Source organism: Roseateles depolymerans (assembly GCF_003387155.1).
GTDB lineage: Bacteria > Pseudomonadota > Gammaproteobacteria > Burkholderiales > Burkholderiaceae_C > Roseateles > Roseateles depolymerans.
Genome location: NZ_QUMT01000004.1, coordinates 246,803 through 269,274 on the forward strand (window position 1 = coordinate 246,803; position 22,472 = coordinate 269,274).

Genomic DNA, 22,472 nt, shown 5'->3' on the forward strand with positions numbered 1-22,472 from the left:
GTCAGCGATACGCCCTCGTCGTCAGCCAGGTCGTGCGAATGCGCGGTCCGTCACTTGCCGATGCAGAACCGGCTGAAGATCTCGCCCAGCAGGTCGTCCGCCGTGAAGGCGCCGGTGATCTCGCCCAGCGCGTCATGCGCCAGTCGCAGCTCCTCCGCCATCAGGTCCAGCGCGGCGGGTTCCTGCGCGGCCTGCTGCAAGGCCAGGTCCACATGCTCGCGGGTGCGGCGCAGGGCCTGCACGTGACGCTCGCGCGCAATGAACAAACCTTCCGGCACGGCATGCCAGCCGACCTGCTGGAGCAGGCGCTGCCGGAGCACGTCCAGGCCCGCGCCGGTTTTGGCGGAGAGCCGTAGAACGTCGGTGGTGGTGGGGGCACCCGTGGCAGCGGTGGCACCCGTGCTGTTGTCCCTCGGCGCGTCCACAGAGGTAGGTGCGGCGGCCCCCGCCTCACTGGGCGCCGACGCATCCGCCTTGTTGTAGACCTGCAGGATGCGCGCCGGTTCCACGCCGGACAAACGGCTGCGGATCTCCGCGTCCTCGCGCTCGTAATCCGCCTGACCCATGCGGGTCAGGTCGTGCAGGAACAGGACGACGTCGGCCTCGCGGATGGCGTCCCAGCTGCGGGCCACGCCAATGCGCTCGACCTCGTCGTCCGTGTCCCGCAAACCCGCCGTGTCGCTGATGTGCAGCGGCACGCCTTCGATCTGAATGGTCTGGCTCAGCTTGTCGCGCGTCGTGCCCGGAATGGGCGTCACGATCGCCAGTTCCGCCCCCGCCAGTGCATTGAGCAGCGAGCTCTTGCCCACATTGGGCTGCCCCGCCAGCACGACCTTGATGCCTTCCCGCAGGATGGCCCCCTGGCGGCTGCGATCCAGCAGCGCATCCAGCCGCTCCAGCAGTCGCCGGAGTTTGCCCAGCGCATCGGCCTGCTGCAGGAAGTCGATCTCTTCCTCCGGGAAGTCCAGCGTCGCCTCCACCAGCATGCGCAGCTGGATGAGCGCGTCGCGGAGCTGCCCCACCTCACCGCTGAGCGCCCCCGCCAGTGCCCGACCGGCGCTGCGTGCCGCCGCTTCCGTGCTGGCATCGATCAGGTCCGCCACCGCTTCCGCCTGGGCCAGGTCCAGCTTGCCGTTGAGGAAGGCGCGCCGGGTGAATTCGCCGGGCTCGGCCAGGCGGATGCGCAGGGCCGGGTCCGCCTCCAGGCAACGGGCCAGCAGCAGCTGCAGCACCACCGGACCACCGTGGGCCTGCAGCTCCAGCACATGCTCGCCGGTGTAGCTGTGGGGCGCCGGAAACAGCAGGGCCAGGCCGTGATCGATGGCCTCGCCCTGCGCGCTGCGGAACGGGAGATAGGTGGCTTCGCGCGGCTTGAGGGGACGACCGCAGACGGCGGTCACCAGCGCGGAAAGATCCTGGGGAGATGAGACTCGGACAATGCCCACCGCGCCTCGACCGGGCGCGGTGGCAATGGCGGCGATGGGGTCCTGGTGGCGCGACAGCATGGCTGCATTGTCTCCCACCGACCCTTCGAAGATGGCGCGGGGCAGGGCGGGTGGTGTTGCTCGTGCTTCACCACCGCGCACCTCCGGTTCCCTGGATTCCCGACCGAGGGAAGCGAGCCCCGCAAGAACGTATTAAGCGCCTGTGTGCGGACGAAAAAAAGCCCCCGTCCTGCGGGGGCTCCGTGTGCACGCGCTTTCAGCGTTACTTGTTCACACCCAGCTGCTTGTTGATCATCCATTGCTGGACGATCGACAGCAGGTTGTTGACGGTGTAGTACAGCGTCAGACCGGCCGGGAAGAAGAAGAACATGACGCTGAAGGCGATCGGCATGATCCACATCATCTTGGCCTGCACCGGGTCGGTGGGCTGCGGGTTCAGCCACACCTGCAGCAGGCTGGTGGCCGTCATCAGCAGCGGCAGCGGGCCCAGCGGCACGTTCAGCCAGGGCAGCACGCCGAAGAAGGCATCCGGACGCGACAGGTCATGCACCCACAAAATCCAGGGAGCGCCGCGCATTTCCACGCTGGACAGCAGCACCCAGTACAGCGCCAGGAACACCGGCATCTGCAGCAGGATGGGCAGGCACGAGCCCAGTGGATTGATCTTCTCTTCGCGGTAGAGACGCATCATTTCCTGCTGCTGCTGCTGCGGCTTGTCCTTGTAGCGCTCGCGCAGTTCCTGGATGCGGGGGTTGATGGCCTTCATCTTGGCCATGCTGCGGTAGGCCTTGGCATTCAGGCCGTAGAAGGCGATCTTCAGCAGCACCACCACGCCCACGATCGCCCAGCCCCAGTTGCCCAGGATCTTGTGCAGCTGGTCCATCAGCCAGAACAGCGGCTTGGCCAGGATGGTGAACATCCCGTAGTCCTTGACGCGTTCAAAACCGGGCGCCAGTTGCTCCAGGCGCTTTTCTTCCTGCGGACCCACGTACAGCAGGTTGTCCAGCTTGCCGGTGGCGCCGGGGGCAATGCTCGGGAAGGCGGTGACCATCGACAGCGTCACCAGCTTGCTGGGCGACTCGCTCACGTCAAAGGCGCGCGGACCCGGCTCGTTGCGCAGCCAGGCGCCCACGAAATAGTGCTGCACCATGGCGATCCAGCCATCGTCCGCACGGCGTTCGTAGTCGGCCTTGTTGTCCTTGAGCTTGTCGAAGGGCACCTTCTGCATCTTGCCCTTGTCGGTATAGACCGTCGGGCCGGTGAAGGAGCTCGGGGCCATCGACGGACCGGTGTGCTCGACGTGGTCGTCACGAACCAGCCAGACCGACAGCTCCGGCGTCACCGGTGCGGTGCCGACGTTGGTGACTTCGTGCTGGACATCGATGGCGTAGTCGCCGCGCTTGAAGGTGTAGACCTTGGCCAGCTTCACGCCGCCCATGGCCGGAGACTCCAGACGCACGGTGAGCTTGTCGGCGCCGTCCTTGAGCTCACGCGGACCATCGACCAGGCTCAGCACGGTCTGGTGGTTCGGTGCGCCCGCGACATTGCGCAAGGCGGTCTGGGCGCTGTATTGACGCAGCGGGTCCAGCACCACCACATGGCCGCTGGGGTCCTTCTCGTCCAGATGCTTGAGCAGTTCCACCCGCACGAGCGCGCCGCCGCGGGTGTCCACGGTGGCCTTGACGACGTCGGTCGTGATGGTCACCAGTTCACTCTTCACCGGCGCGGGAGCGGACGCAGCGTCTGCGGCCGCCACAGCAGCGGCAGCCCCGGAAGCGGCCGTGGCCGGAAGCGTGGCGCCGGGTACGGCGGAAGCGGGCGTGCCCGGAACGCTGGCCGTCTTGGCCGGCGCAGGGCCGAACATCGACGCATGGCCGTTGTGCCGTTGCCAGCCGTCCCACAGCAGGACCAGCGACATGGTGAACACCACCCACAAGATGGTGCGGCGTATATCAGTCATGGGGAAGCTTTTGATTTGGCGGTTGAAGAGGCTCGACCATCCCTGCGCCGAGCAAGGAAGGTGAAGAGACGGGGCGGATTGTCAGGCACGGGATCATGCCCGCCCGGACAGAACGGATTGCAGCGCAGGATGCGCGCCGCCGCGAGGTAGGTGCCCGCTGCCGCGCCATGCTGGCGCAGCGCCTGCATGCCGTAGTTCGAGCAACTGGGCGAATAGCGGCAGCCGGCACGCAGCCAGGGGCTGAACAGCAGCTGGTAGGCGCGCACCAACCCCATGAGCACACGGGTCGGCAGACTGGGTCGTGAGGCCATGGGCGTCTCCTGCCGTCAGCCGGCGCTGGCCGGTGCCGGCCCGTCGGAAGACAGGGAGGACGTGGCGGGAGGCGGCTTGCTGCGCTCGGTCCGGCTGCTGCCAGGGGCGCTGCTGCCGGCGGCGATCTTGCGGATCAACGACTGCAGTTCTTCCCGCGCGGCGGTCCGCAGCGCATCGGACGACGCGCTGGGGAATTGCTTGCGGTCGAACGGCAGGCGCAGGCGCACGACCCACAAGCCGGGAGGCAATGTGGGGAGTGTGCCGAACACCTGTCGGATCTGCCGCTTCAGCAGGGTGCGGGTCACCGCCCGTCGCGCATGGCGCTTGGGCACCACATACCCGAGCCAGGCGGCGTCAGGCAGGTGAGGGACCGCGTCATCCACAAGCTGTGGATGATTCTGCGCATCACCTGTGGACAAGTCCGCCTTTCCTGTGGATGCAACTGTGGATGACCCTTCGACGGGCTCCGCAGTGGACAACTTGGGAAGACGGCGCGCCGGCTGCGAAGGACTCTCGGCCAGGTGATGAACGGCGAAATGGGGGCTGCGAGCGCGGCTGGGGGTGCCCAGTACACGCTCGAAATCGGCCGATCGAACGATGCGGCCGGTCACGGCTTGGTCGGACTGAAGAAGACGCGACGTGTCGAGACGATCAGGCAGTGCCCGACCGGCCTCAGACGGCCAGGCGCTTGCGGCCCTTGGCGCGACGTGCAGCGATGACGGCGCGGCCACCGCGGGTCTTCATGCGAACCAGGAAGCCGTGGGTACGGGCGCGACGGGTCTTGGAGCCTTGGTAAGTGCGTTTCATGGTGAACCTCTATCGAAATGTCGGGAATGTCGGACTTGACGGTGGTACTGTCGGACACCGACAGCGGCATCAGGAACATCGCTCTTTGCGGCCCGGGCGATCCTTGACGGATGCATCGGTTGGCAAGGGGCGGCGCGCGCCCGTCAAAGGTGGCCACTGCAGCCTTGCCCTCTGCAGTCAACGACTGCCCCTGGCAATGCCGCAAGGCGCAACCCTCTGGGGGTAGATGCCTCAAAGCTTAATTTCTGGAAAGGCCCACGAACATGCGTCCGGGCGTCCGGAAAACCCGCGATTACAGCAAAGATTCCAGCGCCGGTCAATCTGCGGGATTGTGCGAGCGGGGGATTACCTGATCTTGACCCTGCCAAAAATTCTGTGGATAACCCGGACTTGGCGGCCCCTCGTCGGTACAATCCGGCCGCTCGAAGAATAAGTTTTCCACAATGAGCGCAGACGTGTCTGAGGTGACTTTGTGGCAGCGCGTTTGTGAACGCCTGGCCACCGAGCTGCCTGAACAGCAATTCAACACCTGGATCCGGCCGCTGCCCGCAGCCGAAGTGATCCACCTCCAGGAAGGGAATGGCGAGGACGCCGTCCTGGTGTCCCTGCGCGTGCCCAACCGTTTCAAGCTGGACTGGATCCGCAGCCAGTATGCCGGCCGCATCGAGATGATCCTGGGCGAGCTGGCCGGCAAGACGGCCCGGCTGGAGTTGTCCCTGGCGCCCCGCGAAACCATCGCCCCCCTGCCGCGCAACACGGCGCCGGCTGCTTCCATGGGCCAGGTGCTGCAGCAGCATGGCCTGCGCAGCGGCTCGTCGGCGGCTGCAGCGGCTGCGGCCTCCAATGCAGCCGCCTCCAACGCCGCCGCATCCAGCAGCGCCGGTGCTTCCGCCCCTGCCGCCAGGCCGGCCGCGCCGGTCACGGCCGCCAGCCTGGTCGGCAATGCGCCGCCCCCGGGGGCCGCGCAGACCCTGCCGCCCAGCGCCACCCGCCATCGCATCAACACCAGCCTGACCTTCGACACGCTGGTGCCGGGTCGTGCCAACCAGATGGCCCGCACCGCCGCGCTGCATGTGGCGGGCGCCCCTGGCCAGATGTACAACCCGCTGTTCATCTACGGCGGCGTGGGCCTGGGCAAGACCCACCTGATCCACGCGGTGGGCAACGCCCTGCTCAAGGACCGTCCGGATGCCCGTGTGCTGTACCTGCACGCCGAGCAGTTCATCTCGGACGTGGTGAAGAACTACCAGCGCAAGACCTTCGACGAACTCAAGGCCAAGTACCACTCGCTGGACCTGCTGCTCATCGACGATGTGCAGTTCTTCGCCGGCAAGGACCGCACGCAGGAAGAATTCTTCAACGCCTTCGAGGCGCTGCTGGCCAAGCGGGCCCACATCATCATGACCAGCGACACCTATCCCAAGGGGTTGGTGGACATCGATGAACGCCTGACCAGCCGTTTCGACGCCGGCCTGACCGTGGCCATCGAGCCGCCGGAGCTGGAAATGCGGGTGGCCATCCTGATCAAGAAGGCGGAGGCCGAAAGCGCCCCCATGCCCGAGGATGTGGCCTTCTTCATCGCCAAGAATGTGCGTGCCAACGTCCGGGAACTGGAAGGCGCGCTGCGCAAAGTGCTGGCCTACAGCCGCTTTTCGCACAAGGAAATCAACATCCAGCTGGCGCGGGAGGCCCTGAAGGACCTGCTGTCGATCCAGAACCGGCAGATTTCCGTGGAGAACATCCAGAAGACGGTGGCCGACTTCTACAAGATCAAGGTCGCCGACATGTACTCCAAGAAGCGGCCGGCCAGCATCGCGCGGCCCCGCCAGATCGCGATGTATCTGGCCAAGGAGCTCACCCAGAAGAGCCTTCCGGAAATCGGCGAACTCTTCGGCGGCCGGGATCACACGACGGTGCTTCATGCCGTGCGCAAGATCGGCGGCGAGCGACAGAAGAACACCGAGTTGAACCAGCAGTTGCATGTGCTGGAACAGACGCTCAAGGGATGACGAAAAAACGCTCCGTCATCAGCGAAAATAGCGCGTTTGCCAGAGTGGCGCTGGCCGGTGGGGCCGGCGCCGGACTCCGTTTGCAGGCGGCCGAGCGCCTGACGTGCCGGAACAACGGGATGAGCGAACAGCCAACAGTGGAGAGAGGTTGACATGATCGTGTTGAAAGCCAGCCAGGACAAAGTGCTTGCCGCGTTGCAGGCGGTGTCCGGCATCGTGGAGCGGCGCCATACCTTGCCCATCCTGGCCAATGTGCTGCTCCGCAAGCAGGGCTCGCAGGTGGAGCTGACCACCAGCGACCTGGAAATCCAGGTGCGCACCACGGTCGAGTTCGATGGGGATGAAGGCGACTTCACCTCCACCATCGGCGCCCGCAAGCTGATCGACATCCTGCGGTCGATGCCGTCGGACCAGACCGTCAGCCTGACCTCCAACCAAAACAAGATGACGCTGCAGGGCGGCAAGAGCCGCTTCACGCTGCAGACCCTGCCGGCGGAAGACTTCCCGCTGGTGCAGGAAGCGGCCGACTTCGGCCCGGCGTTCAGCGTCCCGCAAAAAACCCTGAAGACCCTGATCAACCAAGTGCACTTCGCCATGGCGGTGCATGACATCCGCTACTACCTCAACGGCATCCTGTTCGTGGCCGAAGGCAAGTCCCTGACGCTGGTGGCCACCGACGGCCACCGCCTGGCGCTGGCCCAGGCCGAGCTGGACACCGAAATGCCCAAGCAGGAGGTGATCCTGCCCCGCAAGACGGTGCTGGAGCTCATGCGCCTGCTCAAGGACGGCGGCAAGGGCGAGGAAGAAGAGCAGCCGATCGAGATGCGCTTTGCCGGCAACCAGGCCAAGTTCAGCTTCAGCGGCATGGAGTTCGTGACCAAGCTGGTCGAAGGCAAGTTCCCGGACTACAACCGCGTCATCCCCAAGAACCACCGCTTCCACGTCATTCTGGGTCGCCAGCAGCTGCTGGCCGCCCTGCAGCGTGCCGCCATCCTGACCAGCGAGAAGTTCAAGGCGGTGCGCCTGGCCTTCGAGCCGGGCCTGCTGTCGATTGCTTCCAGCAATGCCGAGCAGGAAGAAGCGAAGGAAGAAATCGAGATCGATTACGGCGGTGACCAGATCGAGACCGGCTTCAATGTGACCTACCTGATGGATGTGCTGGCCAACATGGGTCAGGACATGGTTCGGGTGGACCTGAACGACAGCTCCTCCAGCGCCCTGATCAGCATCCCTGACCAGACCGGCTTCAAGTATGTCGTGATGCCGATGCGCATCTGATCCCCAGCCGCGGCGCCCGCCCCCGCAAGGGGTGACCGCTGCGGCACCCCTGCCCCCGTCTCCGATGGGGGCCACTGACAAGATGGACAAACGGCCGCCACGGCGGCCTGGAATACTCTCTGATGAGCGATAACACCTCCCCTGAGAACACTCCGGACTCTGCCAGCAACAACGGCGGCTACGGCGCGGATTCGATCCAGATCCTGGAAGGCCTGGAGGCGGTTCGCAAGCGCCCCGGCATGTACATCGGGGACACCTCCGACGGCACCGGCCTGCACCATCTGGTCTTCGAGGTGGTGGACAACTCCATCGACGAAGCGCTGGCGGGTTATTGCGACGACATCGTCGTGACCATCCACACCGACAACTCCATGTCGGTCATCGACAACGGCCGCGGCATCCCCACCGGCGTGAAGATGGACGACAAGCACGAGCCCAAGCGCAGCGCCGCGGAAATCGCGCTGACCGAGCTGCATGCCGGCGGCAAGTTCAATCAGAACAGCTACAAGGTCTCGGGCGGTCTGCACGGCGTGGGGGTGTCCTGCGTGAATGCGCTGTCCAAGTGGCTGCGCCTGACGGTGCGCCGCGAAGGCAAGGTCCATCAGCTGGAGTTCCGCAAGGGTGTGCCGCAGGACCGCGTGATCGAGGTGCGGGACGGCTTCGAGACCAGCCCGATGAAGATCGTCGGCGAGACCGACAAGCGCGGCACCGAAGTGCACTTCCTGCCCGACACGGAAATCTTCACCCAGAACCACGAGTTCCACTACGACATCCTGGCCAAGCGCCTGCGGGAGCTGTCCTTCCTGAACAACGGCGTGAAGATCCGCCTGGCGGATGAGCGCAACAACAAGGAAGACAACTTCGCCTATTCGGGCGGCGTGCGCGGCTTCGTTGAGTTCATCAACAAGGGCAAGACGACCCTGCACCCCAACATCTTCCACGCGCAGGGCGACAAGCTGTCGGACCAGGGCACCAACATCGGCGTGGAAGTGTCGATGCAGTGGAACGACGGCTTCAATGAAAGCGTCCTGTGCTTCACCAACAACATTCCGCAGCGTGACGGCGGCACCCACCTGACGGGTCTGCGTGCGGCGATGACGCGCGTCATCAACAAATACATCGAGGACAACGAACTGGCCAAGAAGGCCAAGGTCGATGTCAGCGGCGACGACATGCGCGAAGGCCTGGCCTGCGTGGTGAGCGTGAAGGTGCCGGAGCCCAAGTTCAGCTCGCAGACCAAGGACAAGCTGGTGTCCAGCGAAGTGCGCGGCCCGGTGGAAGAAATCGTGGCGGCCAAGCTGAACGACTGGCTGCTGGAGAACCCGATCGACGCCAAGATCATCTGCGGCAAGATCGTGGATGCGGCGCGTGCACGCGAAGCGGCCCGCAAGGCCCGCGAAATGACGCGTCGCAAGGGCGTGCTGGACGGCCTGGGCCTGCCCGGCAAGCTGGCCGACTGCCAGGAGAAGGATCCCGCGCTGTGCGAGATCTACATCGTGGAGGGTGACTCCGCCGGTGGCTCCGCCAAGCAGGGCCGGGACCGCAAGTTCCAGGCGATCCTGCCGCTGCGCGGCAAGATCCTGAACGTGGAGAAGGCCCGCTACGAGAAGCTGCTGACCAGCAATGAAATCCTGACGCTGATCACCGCGCTGGGCACCGGCATTGGCCGGGGCGCGGGGGGCGACGATTTCAACCCGGACAAGCTGCGCTACCACCGCATCATCATCATGACCGACGCGGACGTGGACGGTGCCCACATCCGGACGCTGCTGCTGACCTTCTTCTACCGGCAGATGCCGGAGCTGGTGGAGCGTGGCCACATCTACATCGCGCAGCCGCCGCTGTACAAGGTGAAGGTGGGCAAGCACGAGCAGTACCTGAAGGACGGCAACGAGCTGGACGGCTTCCTGCTGCGCGTGGCGCTGCAGGATGCGGAGCTGCATCTGCAAGGCGTGGGCGGCCCGTCGATCAAGGGCGAGGAGCTGGAGCAGAAGGCACGGCAGTACATCGCGGCGCAGAACGTGATCCAGCGTCTGTCGGCGTGGATGGACGGGGAAGCGCTGCATCTGCTGGCCTCGGGCCTGTCGCTGAACCTGGACACCAAGGAAGCGGCCGACATCGCGGCGACGGCGCTGCAGACGCAACTGCACGATGCCGTGGTGACGGCCGAGACCGACCCGCGCACCGACAAGCTGCTGCTGCGCATCAGCCGCCGCCACCATGGCAATGTGCGCTCGAGCATCATCAGCGCAGACTTCGTGCATGGCGCCGACTATGAAGTGCTGGCCGAAGCGGGCAAGACCTTCAAGGGTCTGGTGACGCAGGACGCGGTGATCAAGAAGGGCGAGGGCGAGAAGGCCAAGGAGTCCAAGGTCGGCGATTTCCGCGCGGCGATGGCGTGGCTGATGACGCAGGCGGAGTCCAGCGTTGGGCGTCAGCGCTATAAGGGTCTGGGTGAGATGAACCCCGAGCAGCTGTGGGAGACCACGATGGATCCGACGGTGCGCCGTCTGCTGCGTGTGCAGATCGAGGACGCGATCGAGGCGGATCGGGTGTTCACGATGCTGATGGGCGACGAGGTGGAGCCGCGTCGGGAGTTCATTGAGGCGAATGCGTTGAGGGCGGCGAATATTGACGTTTGAGTGTTTGCCTGTGAGATGACGGTTTTAACCGGACAGGTCTCGAATTCGTCGGACGGGAATGCTGGATAAAACTGGATTTTCTATCCGATGAAGCGCATAAGCCCCTGATTCGTAAGGCGTCAGGGGCTCTTTACGTTGAAGCGAGCGGGAGCGGGAGCCCATGCGCCACTCCACTTGACCTGCCCCCTTCCAGCCGTGCCCAGCAACATGTGAGATTCCGCCACCTGCCTCAGTCAGCATAGGGGCGGATTCGAGAATCCGGAATTAGGAGTTCGTGGAAGGAGGTGGCCAGCGTCCTGGGCGGACCTGGCCCGAAGTCGCCCCAGCTGCCTGCGCGGCAGTGGCCCCGCGGATGGTCGCAGTCACGCTATGAATCAGTGACTCGCGCAACTTCACAAGAAAACCCGCGGATCCCGTCCGACCTTTCGCTTCAATCCTAGTGTTGCTGGTCCGGGTCAAACTGGTAGATGCTGCCCGCGATGATCATGCAAACGCCGTAGCTGACCATCAACGCCGCCTGCACGACCGCCATGATGGCCTTGGGCTTGATGTCTTCTACCATCGCGATCGGGAACTCCATAATGCCGCCGATATTGAAGGCGAAATTGCCGATCGACTCTGGAATGAGCGATTTGTAGGTCGTGTTCCACTCGTCCTTGTTGACCACGATGTTGGCGATAACGGGGACGTTCCACACCAGGTTGATGAAGCTCTCTAAGAAGGCAAAACTCTTGCCCACAGCCGGGCGGCTGCTGGTGGCGGCCGGTATCGCGGCGATGCCCTTGAGGATGCTGATACCCGTGAGGGCGTTATTGAGGTTCGCGTACCAGTTGTCAGTCTTCGCGTTGACGAGCGTGGCAATGTTGGGCGACACATAGGCGATGTTGCCGATACAGCCAATGGTGGCCAGTGTCTTCAACCGGGCGCCAGGAAGGCCCAGCACGTCAATGGTGCGCTGGATGTTCGTGACCACGACCAGCGTCAAACCGCCGAATAGCGAAACGATGCCAGTGATGAAGCCGAAGGTCTTCAATTTGGCTTGGTCAAGCACTGGTTCGTCGGAATCCGCACCGTCCGCTGCAGGCGCCTCGGCCGTGGTGACGCCGAGGAGGGCTTGATGAGGTGTCGGCCTTGCGGCGCGCGCCACCGTGTGAGTTGGGGCAACAAACAACGCCTGCACCTGCGACCAGTTCCTGGCCGAGAGCAGCCCCTTCGTGAAAGCATCATTCGCTGGGAAGGGCGTCTTCTGCGCCGCGGCCTTGTAGATGATGGTCGCCGGAATCGCCACCACCAAGCAGATGACGTCAAGGAAGGAGAGATCCTCCCCCGTCAATTCGTTGTACAGCCATGAGAGCACGGGGATGTCGAGCTTGGCAGTTAGCACGTCCATCATGCCTTGCACCAATTGACTGAACACGTCGAGCACCGTGAGGATCACGTTCTCGGCCGACTGCAGCAAGGTGTCGGCCAGGATCGCGGCGAATCGCTTGATGATGTCACTCACCGAGAGCGTGCTGAACGGGTCGATGATGTCGGTCTTGACGGCATTCGCCGCCGCGGCCAGCGTGTCACCCTCGGCCTCCAGCAGTGCCACCAGGTCCTTGAAGATCGACTCGACCGGACCGTCGGGTGACAGCGCAGAGGTGCTGGACGCGCACGAGCCCTGGAAATGGTGAATCCCCAGGTTGGCAGGCGCGCTGTTCTGGCCGCTGGCGGGCGGGTTGGCTGCCAGCACACCGGACAAGGTTTGATTGAAGTCCGGAATGCCGGCCCATGAGTTGATCTGGCTCTGCACCTGCTGAAACAGCGCTGCCACGCTGGTCTTGGTGCTGGCGATGCCGTCGATCGCATGCTGGCCCAGGCACACGAATAGGTTTTTCAACACCTTGTGCGTGACCAAGATGTCCTGCCAGCCGAAAAGGAACTCGAGGAACTTGATCACGTCTTCCACCGCGATCTTGATCGCGCTATAGACCCAGGTGGCTGCGGCCGCCACCGCTTCCACGCAATCGAGTGCGGCGTGGTACACCGCGTCGCCGATCGTCACCACGAAATGCCAGACGCCTTCGGCCGCGTCCTCGATCAGTTCCACAAAGGCCTCAACGCCCGATTCGAGCCAGCGGAAGAGGTCACCGATATCGACCTCGATGCCCTGGATCACGCTTTGCTGCACCACACCCGCCGCCAGCGCCGTAGGCCGCGGCCGGGCCAACGCGCGCAGTGCGGGCGGCGGCGTGGACGAGGATACGCTGGCGTAGGCCTTGGCCAGGCACTGGTTGGAATAGGCCACGCGGTCCAGATCGGCCTGTGGTGTGCCGGCCGGAATGAAGTTGCGGGTGCTGCCGTCGCGAGACACGATCTGTGCTGAGGCTAAGCTGCCTGAAGTGGTGTACTGCGCGTTGCGTTGCCAGGCTGAGTCCATGGTGTTCACCGGGATCGGCTTGTCCGAGCCCGCAGCCACGGAAAAGCGCGTGCCGGCCAGCGAACTGGTGAGCTCCACGATGGTTACGGTGCCCAGCGCGTCCGTGGCGACCAGGATCGGTGAGGGCCCGACCACGTAGTACAAGTGGTTGATGTACACCGAGGTGACGTTGGTGGCCGTCAGCGTCACGGGCACGTTGGCGGCTGCCTTGCCCAAGGCGTCGGTCACTTGCACGTGCGTGGTGTAGGAGTGAATCGCCGTTGCAGGCTGGGTGGTTACGCTGGGCGGAAGTGCGATCGCGCGCTGGCTCCACAGCCCGGTGGTGGGCGACTTCACCAGCTTGACCAGCCCGGTGGCCGAATGCGCGAAGAATGTGTTGGCGCTGTAGGCCCGGTCCACGAAAGGCGAAATGGCGTCACTGCCGGCCATGATGGGCAGAGGCACCGTCCACGAGGCTGCGCTGGCCTGCTGGCCTAGCGGGCACGAAAGGTAGAACACCTCGTTGTTACCGTTGAGCCCCCACACCGTGATGCTGCCGTCGGCTACGTATGCGAACAGCGACCTCACCGCCATGAGCAGCGGGTTCGCAGCCACCAGGACGCCGGCGGCTCCGTCCTTCTGGTTGTTCGCGGCAAACCAGTAAAGCTGCCCATGCGAGGCAGCGTAGAGGTCGGAGCTGTTGTCGGCGTTGCGTGCCGCGGCAATGGCATCCACCATTGCGTCCCCGGGCAGATGCAGGCGCGACGGCAGCGGCGGCTGCGAAGGATCGAACGCGTTGTATAGCGGCGTATAGATCAGTTGCGGCGACGGGCCGATGGTGCCCTTGGTATAGAGACCATCCACGCCAAAGGCCTGTGCCGAGCGCCCCAGGCATGAGCTGTAGCCCGCTGCCTGTACGTCGATGGCTAGATCGTGCAGCTTCCACACCGGGCTCGCCGGCGCCGACACGTCGATGTAGTAGCGCGTCAGCAGGCCCACCGCCTGAGCGGGGTTACGGATCGTGTCCACGACGATGTACTCGCCGTCGACGGCTTCGCTCAAGAAGACGTTGTTGATCTTGAGAGGGCTGGGCGGAACCAACGGTTGGCCCGCCGCATCTACCGCGTTGAAAGGGCTCGCGGTCCAGGTGGGCTCGTCGGCCCAGCGCAAGTCGCTATCGGAGTTGTTGAGGCTCAGGAACAGGTGGTCGTTGGTGCCGTCGTTGATCACCATCGCCAAGTGGATATTGACCGGCACACCCGACTGCAAAGACACCGATTGCGCGGCACCGAATGTCGTGACGTGGGCCTTGCCGCCAAACAGCGCCTGGATGCTTGCAGCACCCAGATCCACCTGACGCCAGCCGTTGATTGCGCCGGGGGTCTCAATCGTGAGTTTGAACGCACCCCCGGTCCCTATTGAAAACAGCAGAGAGGCGCCTGCATTGGTTTGCAGTGCAATGAACTTGTCCTGAGGCAGAAGGAAGTCAGCCTGGATGTAGTTCTCCATCAGCTCTGCCGAGGTCGTGACGTTGTAGTCGCCCATGATGAATCTCCTCAAGCATTCAGTTCGGGTTCACGTAAGTCAGCTGCGCGATCAGGTCTTGGCCCGACGAGAAAGCGACGTTTTTGAAGGTGAATGCGTCGTTGCCGGGGAATACCCAAGCGCGGTAGCCGTTGATCACAGCCGTGAGCTGCTGCACGTAATTGGTGAAAGTCGAGTCGATCACCGACGCAAGGTTGTTCTCCACGCTGGTCACGCCATTCCTCACTGCGTCTTCGAAGCCGAATTTGCCCAGGATGCCCTTTGGATCGAAGTTCCAGGGCACGGAACTGTCGCTCACGCCGTGGGTCTCAGTGACCTGGAGTGCGCCGTTCTGATCCACACCCAGCGAGTAGGTGACGGTAAGGGTCTTGTCGTAGTAGTTGGCGCCATCCAGGTCGGTGTAGTTCACGAACACCTCGCGGTGCGCGAACTTCATGTACACCTGGACCTGCACCTGCACACGCATCTGGTTGCTTGATACGGCCACCGTGCCGTTGAGGGTGTAGTTGTAGTCGCCCCAGATCTCCACCAGGTGCGTGGACGAGGTGGAGTCGTCATGCGAGTTGCACGCGTAATTGAGCGTGAGCATCGTGGTGAAGCCATCAGACTCAGCAGGCGCGACTCTCGCGACAGGCCGAAACGATGCTGGGTTCTGCGAGCGGGCGGAGGAGTATTGGACGGTGAAGTCTTCGCCCGAGTGAGTGAGCGACAGGTTGGTGTCGATGCACAGCGGTGCTACCTGGCTGTTCACCAAACCCGCGAAATAGGTGAAGAACACGTCACGGCGCACCGACTGCACGCCCGAGAAAGACGACACCTCGCCAAGTTCCACCCAGTTCCACGCGAACGGCACCGGGATGGGCGGCGTTGTCGAGGTGGTACCCACGTACACCAAGGCGGTGGCTGCCAGTTGCGCCGGTGTGGGGTTGGTGATCGGCTGCCCGTTCGCCAGCAGCGGCAGGCACTCACGAGACACCGAACCAAGCTGCAACGTGGCTGGGCGTGGCGCGGCCATGGTGAAGCTGTAGCTGAGCACCGGGTTTCCGTTTTGTCGCAGTTGGGTGAAGTAGCTGCCCAGGAACACTGTGGTGATCAGGTTCCATACCGGCCATCCGGACGGTACGCCCTGGATCGTGGGCGAGGACTGCAGGATCGCCGTGTCCAAGTCGAGAAACAGCTTCTGGATTGCGAACGCGTTTGCGGGGTCGTGCTGCAACTCGGCAATGCGTTGCTGGACGGCCGGCGGTACGGGGGAGTTTGGATCGATGGTCGTACTGTTAAGAGAAACGTTGGCCGAGAAGTACCAGGGCGAACCAGAGCCCGATGGCTGAGACTGGTTGATCCAGGTGGCGCTGCCGCGCGGGCCGTACTGAAAACCGGTGATCTGGAATTCGCTGCACAGCAAGTTGAACAGCACGGGCGCATTGCTGCCGCTGCCTAGCGTCGCAATGGCGGGTAGGCTGTCCACGGGAAGGTTGGGCAAGCCGATCCTGGCCCGCACAGCGCCAGCAAAGTTGGCCGCGGACAAGTTGATGAGATCGGGATCGGTGGCCGGGTTAGAACCGGCAGGCACCTTGAAGGGGTCAGAGCCTTTGGCGTCGCCCACCAGCGTGCGATAGTCCACCGGCACGAGGTCGTTGTTGTTGTCATAAACATAGCAGACCGTCACCTCGGGCGCACTAATGCCTGCAAGGAACTGCTTGAGTGTGGCGTTGACACTGGCTTGCGTGACGGCGACGACGAGATCGAAGCCGTAGTGCAGATCGGAAAGGTTCGATTGCGATGCGCTCATGTTGCTGCTCCCTGAAGCGGTGGTGGACTATCGCGGAGACCTGTTGTGGTACAGGCTAGTGCACGCAGGTCCATGCCGGCGATCAGAAGAATGCTGATCTCTGCCTTCCAAAATGATGAGAAATGTTGGGGACCGTTCGTGGACTTCACGAACAACCCAGAGATGGGTTGACATGTCGGCGCGCGAGATTTGGACTCTGACCCGCGTCAGGACCCCACTTGATGCCCTACGGGGAGCTCACGAGCGCAGCAGTGCGGCGCAGCTGGAAGGCCAGGAAGAGGCCCGGGTGGACTCGGTCGCAAAGAACTTCACCGGCGCTCACTAAAGCCGCCAGACCCGCCCCTGCGACGCCTTGACCACTTTGGTCGCCGGCGCGGGCGTCCAGTACATCGAGGAGATTCCGGCGACTGCCCCTTCGATGCGGGCCACGACGTAGACATTGCCATCCACGCCGCTGATGAAGTAGTCATCCTGGGACAGATGGACCTGCGTGCTGGTCATGACGGTGGATCGGTGAATGGCGTCCTGCATGTAGGTGTCGTAATACCGGTTCAGAATATCGGCCGCCAAGCCCGGGAAGGTGTTCGTCAAGTTACCGAACAGGCCCAACTGCACCGCGTTGTTTGGGTCGAACACGTGACCTGCCGGTGCTGTGTCGTAGTTGGCCCCGAACTCCTGCTGGAGGCCCTGGTGCAAGGCCGTCGGCATGCTGTAGGTGAAGGGAAGCACGTACTGGAGCGATGGCGTGAAACCGATCGCGTTCCACCAGAAGGCCGCCTCCCCGGGCGGCGGCGCGACGTTTCCGACTGGGAAGTCGTAGCAGATGTGCTTCAGGAAGTGCTCCTGCGCGTTCTCGTCGGGGCTGTCGTGATTGCCATCGCCCCACGCTGCGATCCCATTGAATCCGCCCGGTGGATAGGCCTCGAAGATGGGCTCCAGCTTGGGAACCGTGGCGGCCGACACCAGCCCGGGCACACCGGCAGTCTGGCGATTGGCGGCGATCATGTCCAGCACCGTCCGCCGATTGGTGGCGGGGGCTAGCAGGGATAACAGCGTGCCTGCAGCCGCCGTCCTCACCGCCGCAAGATCCAGGACAGGCAAGAGTGCCATGTCCGTGAGAAGGGCCCGGAGGTCGTCAAACTTGTCGGCCTGGATGTCCGGCCTGCGCGACTGAATTGCGAACAGGCGGTTGTAATCGATCAGGACCGACGCTCGGGTGTCGTAGTCGTCGGGATTCCCCCATGCACAGTTAAGGTAGCTGTAGAGCTGCATGAACTGAGGCCAACTGCCCACCAGCGGCGCGAGGTCGCCGGCGCGATCAATCATGACTTGCAATGCGCCAGCGGCCAGGCCGTCGACCGCAGTCTCTTTGCCTTGGATCGCGCCGTAGTGCGGCAGCAGTTGTGCCGAGAAGCTCACGCGCTGGACGACAACGGGCCCACGGGGATTGCCAGGCGACGGACCGAAGAGTGCCGCGATGGTGCGTCGCTGGGCCGTCATGCGGGGAGATTCATTGACCCATTCGCCTGCCAAGTTGGCCGGCGATGGCCGCATTGCGACAACGCCCATTGGCGGCTCTCGGGTCGGCGCCGTCGCGGGTGTGAGCGGCGCGCGGCCGCGAGTCGTCAGGGTTTGTTTCATCCTGCAGCCCTTTTCTTGTGCCGGGGAGTGCGCAAGTCACCCAGGTTATGCCCTCGCCGTGCCGCGCGACATCGGTCGAAATCTGATTCGAGCCCAGGGATCGACTTAGGCCCCCGCCTCACTTGTCACACCACAGCTTTTCAAGCTTGCTCCATCATGCGTTCCGGGTACCGCGTGTAGACGACGGCGGCGGGCCGCTGTCGTGCACCTCCCAGCCCACGATCTTGCGCCTGGCAGATGGGTCGGCACCGTGCGACTGCGGAAGATCTTGTTGCCTCGCGGTCCTCCGCCGTTTTCGTATGCGCAAATACGACAAGTCAGATGTACATGTAGTTGATTCCAGTCGCGCCGGGTGAGATGGCCGCAGAGATGACAGTTCGCCATCCGTTGCGGACATACATTGCCCCAGGCTCGCCTCCAAAGAGCAGCCGTTGGCGCGATGAGACATCAATCATTCGTCGCCAGGCTCGCCAGCGTCAAACAAGTTTTGGGATGCGCCGAAACGGCAAATCTCCATCAGCGAAGCGCCTGTCTGCAGACGCAGGTAGTAGACAACGGGAAGCGTACTGGGCTGCCTCGCCAGAGTCTCGACGTCCCTCAGTACATCGGCCGGCAGCGCGCTCAAACTGTGGGAAGCCGTCTTCTCGCTCGCAAGCAGCTTTCGTCCGAGAGCTTGTTCGATAGGGATTTCCATGGGGCAGCAGCCTACCAATTCCGTCACCGCCGAACCACCCCTTCTGGTCGGCCCGCTGCGTGTTCGACTACGACACTTACTGAGGGCGGCGATCCCAGCACGACTAGCGGCGCGGACCATGGACGCCTTCCGCCACCCGAAGATGACTTGCCCCGCACCGGACGATTATCAGTGTCTGTTCTAGGTAGAGGCCGTGTGGAAACGCATTTTGACTGAGGCCCGCCACGAGCATGGGCCACGCACGTTCCCTGCGAAGCGCCAAAGGGCAACCCGAGGGCTCGTCTGAGCTTGAGGAGTGCTCCGTCCGGGCATCGGAGCTGCGATGCGAGGTTTAAAGGGCGCTCACGCGCCCGCCAGCCTCATCGCCTGCACTGCTTTCTTGATGCCCACGATCTGCATCACTCGTTTGAGGTTGTAGGCCAGGACCTGCAAGCTCATCTCGGTGCTGACATTGCCGAGCCTGCGCGTCAGGAAGTGCGTGCTGCCCATCCAGTGCTTGAGCGTGCCGAAGACATGCTCCACGGTCCTACGTCGGATCATCATCGCGTCGGTGTCTCGGTCCAGTCGTCGCTGCATGGCATCGAGCACCTCTTGATGCTCCCGGCGGGAAATCCGGCGATGCTTGGAAGGCGTGCACTCAGCCTTCATAGAGCATCCGGGACAGGCGCTGCTCCAGTAGCGACGGATCTGCAGCCCGTCTTCATCGCGCGTGAAGCGATAGGTGGCTCGCTCGCCCGCTGGACATCGGTACTCGTCGTCCTTGGCAATGTAGATGAAGTCAGTCTTGTCGAAGCGGCCCTCGGCCTTCGCATTCGAGGTCATCGGCTTGGGTACGAAGGGCTTCATGCCGTCATCCGTGCAGCGCTTGATCTGCGAGGCGTTGAAGTAGCCCCGGTCGGCGTAGACCTTCAGGTCTGGCTTGTTCATCGCCTCTTGGGCCGCGCGTGCCATGCCACTGAGTTGGCCTCTGTCGCTGCCGATGTTGGTGACTTCGTGGGCCACAACCAGGTGGTGCTTGGTGTCGACCGCAGCCTGCACGTTGTAGCCTACGACCCCGCTGCCTGCAGACTGAGTTGCCATGGCGCGTGAATCCGGATCCGTAAACGAGACCTGCTTGTCTGGCTGCTGCTGGAGGTGTTGCTCCATCTGGTCCAGCAGCTTGATCTGCTCGCGTAACGCGTCGAGCTTGTGGCTGAGCTCGGCATACCTCGGACCGAACTCCATGATCGGCAACGTCCTGTCCGCCGTGTCAAGCGCCGCGAGGTAGCGCTGGATGCTTTCCTCGATCTGCTGGCGCCGCTTCTCGATCTTGGTGGCGGTGAAGTTCTGGTCGCGGCTATTGACTGCCTTGAACTTGCTGCCGTCCACCGCCACACTGTCACCGCTCAGCAGCTTCAGCTGCCGACACAACTCGACGAAGCGACGGCAGACGTTGCGGATGCCCTGTCCGTTGTCACGGCGGAAGTCGGCGATGGTCTTGAAGTCCGGAGCCAGGCGCTCGGTCAGCCACATCAGCTCGATGTTGCGCTGTGCTTCGCGCTCCAGGCGCCGGCTCGACTGGACGCGGTTGAGATAGCCGTAGATGTAGATTTTGAGCAGAACCGCCGGGTGGTAGGCCGGGCGTCCCGTCGCCGCGGGGGTGGCCCCCGAGAAGCCAAGCACCTCGAGATCAAGCTCTTCAACGTAGGCATCGATGACGCGCACAGGGTTATCTTCAGCGACGAAGTCATCCAGGCACTCGGGCAGCAGCGTCACCTGATGTCGCCCCTGACCTTCGACGAATCGCGCCATCGTCACCTCCACGTTGTCCATTCGACACGATGAATCTAGGCAGCGTCGGTCAGATCGCAAGGAGGGTTTTCACACAGCCTCGGCCGACAGACGACATCCGGGCCAATCACCTGACCGGTCGCAATCGCTGCAAAGGCGTCTGCCTCACCTCTTTGCTCAACCCCGTCGCAGACCAGCGCCCATGCACAGACATTGGCTGTCCAACTTCCGGGGGTCAGTTCAGTTCAAGATGCCCCCTGCCCCGTTCAAGCAGCCTATCGGTACAGGCGCAGGAAGCGAAACATCTTCGGCCATTCCTCACGTGGCTTGAACGCGATCGCAACCTCCTGATGGCCAAGCGCTGATTCGGTGAGGACGACGTGGTCTTCGATCAGCTTGGCCTGCTCAAACTCCCTGGGGCTGGCCTTGCAGATCACTTTGAAAAACGGACCTGGGTTGAGCCATTGTTTGACCTCTGGCGTGTCCTGGAACTTCAAAAATGCTGCAAGAGAAGCATGGGCGACGGCGACCATGCCGAAGCCCAGGGGAATGTCGTCTCGCACGAGGATGTACATCTTCATGAGCTCATTCTTTCGGATCTCCAATTCCTCGCCGCCCCGAGTGGACGGCACCGGACACGGTTCTACCCCACCGGCGTTCAGGAAACGCTTCGCTTGTCATGACCGGCCACATAGCAGGATAGGCGGAGGAGTTTGCTGCTTGAATTGCCAGCCTGTGATGTGACAGAAGATGTCAAGGCGTCGCTCACGAGTCGTAGCAACGGGTTGTGCTCACGCTCGATTTCGTCGCCACAGTGGCTAGAAAGCCAGTGATGCGCCGTCGTTAATTGGTTGCTGAACTTCGTCGCCTGGCCTCACATCGACAGCCGCAGTGACCCGGGTTATTGGCCACCACCCAAGTTGCTCAGGTTCGACGAGGCGAGTTCACTTGATAATCGCCGCCGTTATTGAGCCGATCGTTTTGAGGGGAGCAACCTGAGACTTCCCCGAGCGCGGCGGAGGGAGAGATGCAATGAATGAAATTCGCAAAGCCGGGCTGAAGCAGCTCGTCACCGCCGGCGTGATCGCCGTGCTGATCGAGGCACTGATGCTTTGGCTCAAGGATCATGGCCGGTCCATCGTCGGGATCGGTTGGGCCATTCCAGCCGCCTTTGCGCTGACTGGGCTGATCCAGTTGGTCTCGGGGGTCCCGTTTTTGGAGCTTTCTGCTCGTTGGGACAGCTTGAAAGGCTGGCAGCGCGGCATCCTTGGAACGCTGATCGTCATCGTCGCTGTCGCGCTGATGATGCTCGGCTTCATCGGTTTCTCCACCCTGTTCCTGAGCTGATTCCGCCTGAGGCCCCAGCACCACATGCCAATCCCAGTCATCGTCGCATTGGACTATCCCAGCCGGGCAGACGCCTTGGCTCTTGTAGATCTGTTGGGCCCTGAATCCGCGTTCTACAAGGTCGGCCTGCAGCTTCTGACCGAAGAAGGCCCGGAGGTCGTTCGCGACCTCGTCTCGCGGGGAAAAAGCGTCTTTCTCGATCTCAAGTTGCATGAGATTCCCAACTCTGTAGCGGGTGCCGTGCGCGCTGCTGGCAAGCTCGGAGTGAGCATGGTCACGGTGCATGCCTGCGCCGGGTCGGCCGTGCTTCGTGCTGCGGTCAACGCCGCGGCGCCTTTCCCTGGCCTCAAGGTATTGGCGCTCACCGTCATCACAAGCCTCACCGACCGCGAGCTTCCGGAAGTTGGACTTGCACCGTCGGTGCAGCAGCAGGTGGAGCGACTGGCCGCCCTTGCTGCGGAATGTGGATGTCACGGCGTCGTGGCATCAGCGAATGAAGCCGCTTATCTTTCGAGGCAGTTGCCGCAGGGCATGCTCATCGTCACGCCCGGAATCCAGCTCGCGGGTGCCGGCACCAATGACCAAGCGCGCGTCACTACGCCCGAGGTCGCTCGCCAGAATGGGGCCACACACATTGTGGTCGGCCGGTCCATCGCTCAAGCGCCAGATCCGCTGGTTGCGTTTCGCGCCGCGCGCGCCGGCATGGAGACGACGAGAGCGGGCTAACTGTTCGGGTCTGAGCGACTGCTTTGCTACCCTTTAAACCTCGCATCGCAGCTCCGATGCCCGGACGGAGCACTCCTCAAGCTCAGACGAGCCCTCGGGTTGC

Annotated in this window: 16 protein-coding genes; 5 read left to right on the forward strand and 11 right to left on the reverse strand. The window is 63.2% G+C overall.

Features of this window, described 5'->3' with window-relative positions:
• Positions 1 to 50: 50 nt before the first annotated feature.
• The 5 genes from mnmE to rpmH form a co-directional block, all read right to left on the reverse strand.
• Positions 51 to 1,505, reverse strand: coding sequence for a tRNA uridine-5-carboxymethylaminomethyl(34) synthesis GTPase MnmE (mnmE, locus tag DES44_RS19995; RefSeq protein WP_058937077.1), 1,455 nt, complete (start codon positions 1,503 to 1,505; stop codon positions 51 to 53).
• Between the two features lie 202 nt (positions 1,506 to 1,707).
• Positions 1,708 to 3,405, reverse strand: a complete 1,698-nt coding sequence (yidC, locus tag DES44_RS20000) for a membrane protein insertase YidC (RefSeq protein ID WP_058937078.1) — start codon at positions 3,403 to 3,405, stop codon at positions 1,708 to 1,710.
• Positions 3,402 to 3,716 (reverse strand): membrane protein insertion efficiency factor YidD, encoded by a 315-nt coding sequence (gene yidD, locus DES44_RS20005; RefSeq protein WP_058937079.1) that lies wholly within the window; start codon positions 3,714 to 3,716, stop codon positions 3,402 to 3,404. The genes yidC and yidD overlap by 4 nt, the downstream gene beginning before the upstream one ends.
• Before the next feature lie 15 nt (positions 3,717 to 3,731).
• Positions 3,732 to 4,136 (reverse strand): ribonuclease P protein component, encoded by a 405-nt coding sequence (locus DES44_RS26090; RefSeq protein ID WP_058937080.1) that lies wholly within the window; start codon positions 4,134 to 4,136, stop codon positions 3,732 to 3,734.
• Positions 4,137 to 4,389: 253 nt separating this feature from the next.
• Positions 4,390 to 4,524, reverse strand: coding sequence for a 50S ribosomal protein L34 (rpmH, locus tag DES44_RS20015; protein ID WP_058937081.1), 135 nt, complete (start codon positions 4,522 to 4,524; stop codon positions 4,390 to 4,392).
• A 455-nt stretch (positions 4,525 to 4,979) separates the two neighbouring features.
• On the opposite strand from rpmH, the gene dnaA reads away from it, so the two are divergent.
• The 3 genes from dnaA to gyrB all read left to right on the forward strand — a co-directional run bounded on the left by dnaA (position 4,980) and on the right by gyrB (position 10,453).
• Positions 4,980 to 6,533, forward strand: coding sequence for a chromosomal replication initiator protein DnaA (dnaA, locus tag DES44_RS20020; RefSeq protein WP_375137555.1), 1,554 nt, complete (start codon positions 4,980 to 4,982; stop codon positions 6,531 to 6,533).
• A 153-nt stretch (positions 6,534 to 6,686) separates the two neighbouring features.
• Complete coding sequence (gene dnaN / locus DES44_RS20025) at positions 6,687 to 7,811, forward strand: DNA polymerase III subunit beta (protein ID WP_058933140.1); 1,125 nt, start codon at positions 6,687 to 6,689, stop codon at positions 7,809 to 7,811.
• 122 nt (positions 7,812 to 7,933) lie between these two features.
• Positions 7,934 to 10,453, forward strand: a complete 2,520-nt coding sequence (gene gyrB, locus DES44_RS20030) for a DNA topoisomerase (ATP-hydrolyzing) subunit B (protein ID WP_058933141.1) — start codon at positions 7,934 to 7,936, stop codon at positions 10,451 to 10,453.
• Positions 10,454 to 10,889: 436 nt separating this feature from the next.
• Here gyrB and DES44_RS20035 read toward each other — a convergent pair whose 3' ends face one another.
• The 6 genes from DES44_RS20035 to DES44_RS20060 all read right to left on the reverse strand — a co-directional run bounded on the left by DES44_RS20035 (position 10,890) and on the right by DES44_RS20060 (position 20,877).
• Positions 10,890 to 14,399: an Ig-like domain-containing protein gene (locus DES44_RS20035; RefSeq protein ID WP_058933142.1), complete on the reverse strand. Its 3,510-nt coding sequence runs from the start codon at positions 14,397 to 14,399 to the stop codon at positions 10,890 to 10,892.
• 19 nt (positions 14,400 to 14,418) lie between these two features.
• A complete protein-coding gene (locus DES44_RS20040; RefSeq protein WP_058933143.1) occupies positions 14,419 to 16,191 on the reverse strand; it encodes a hypothetical protein in 1,773 nt (590 codons plus the stop codon).
• Positions 16,192 to 16,512: 321 nt separating this feature from the next.
• Complete coding sequence (locus DES44_RS20045; protein WP_147307152.1) at positions 16,513 to 17,832, reverse strand: hypothetical protein; 1,320 nt, start codon at positions 17,830 to 17,832, stop codon at positions 16,513 to 16,515.
• A gap of 451 nt (positions 17,833 to 18,283) precedes the next feature.
• Positions 18,284 to 18,526: a hypothetical protein gene (locus DES44_RS20050; RefSeq protein WP_058933145.1), complete on the reverse strand. Its 243-nt coding sequence runs from the start codon at positions 18,524 to 18,526 to the stop codon at positions 18,284 to 18,286.
• Between the two features lie 342 nt (positions 18,527 to 18,868).
• Positions 18,869 to 20,317 carry an IS1182 family transposase gene (locus tag DES44_RS20055; protein ID WP_058937082.1) on the reverse strand — a complete coding sequence of 483 codons (1,449 nt, stop codon included), beginning with the start codon at positions 20,315 to 20,317 and terminating at the stop codon, positions 18,869 to 18,871.
• Between the two features lie 254 nt (positions 20,318 to 20,571).
• A complete protein-coding gene (locus DES44_RS20060; protein ID WP_058933146.1) occupies positions 20,572 to 20,877 on the reverse strand; it encodes a peptidyl-tRNA hydrolase in 306 nt (101 codons plus the stop codon).
• Between the two features lie 451 nt (positions 20,878 to 21,328).
• On the opposite strand from DES44_RS20060, the gene DES44_RS20065 reads away from it, so the two are divergent.
• Together DES44_RS20065 and pyrF are read left to right on the forward strand one after the other, a co-directional pair.
• Positions 21,329 to 21,643, forward strand: coding sequence for a hypothetical protein (locus DES44_RS20065; RefSeq protein ID WP_058933147.1), 315 nt, complete (start codon positions 21,329 to 21,331; stop codon positions 21,641 to 21,643).
• A 24-nt stretch (positions 21,644 to 21,667) separates the two neighbouring features.
• Positions 21,668 to 22,369 (forward strand): orotidine-5'-phosphate decarboxylase, encoded by a 702-nt coding sequence (gene pyrF / locus DES44_RS20070; protein ID WP_058933148.1) that lies wholly within the window; start codon positions 21,668 to 21,670, stop codon positions 22,367 to 22,369.
• Positions 22,370 to 22,472: the final 103 nt, after the last annotated feature.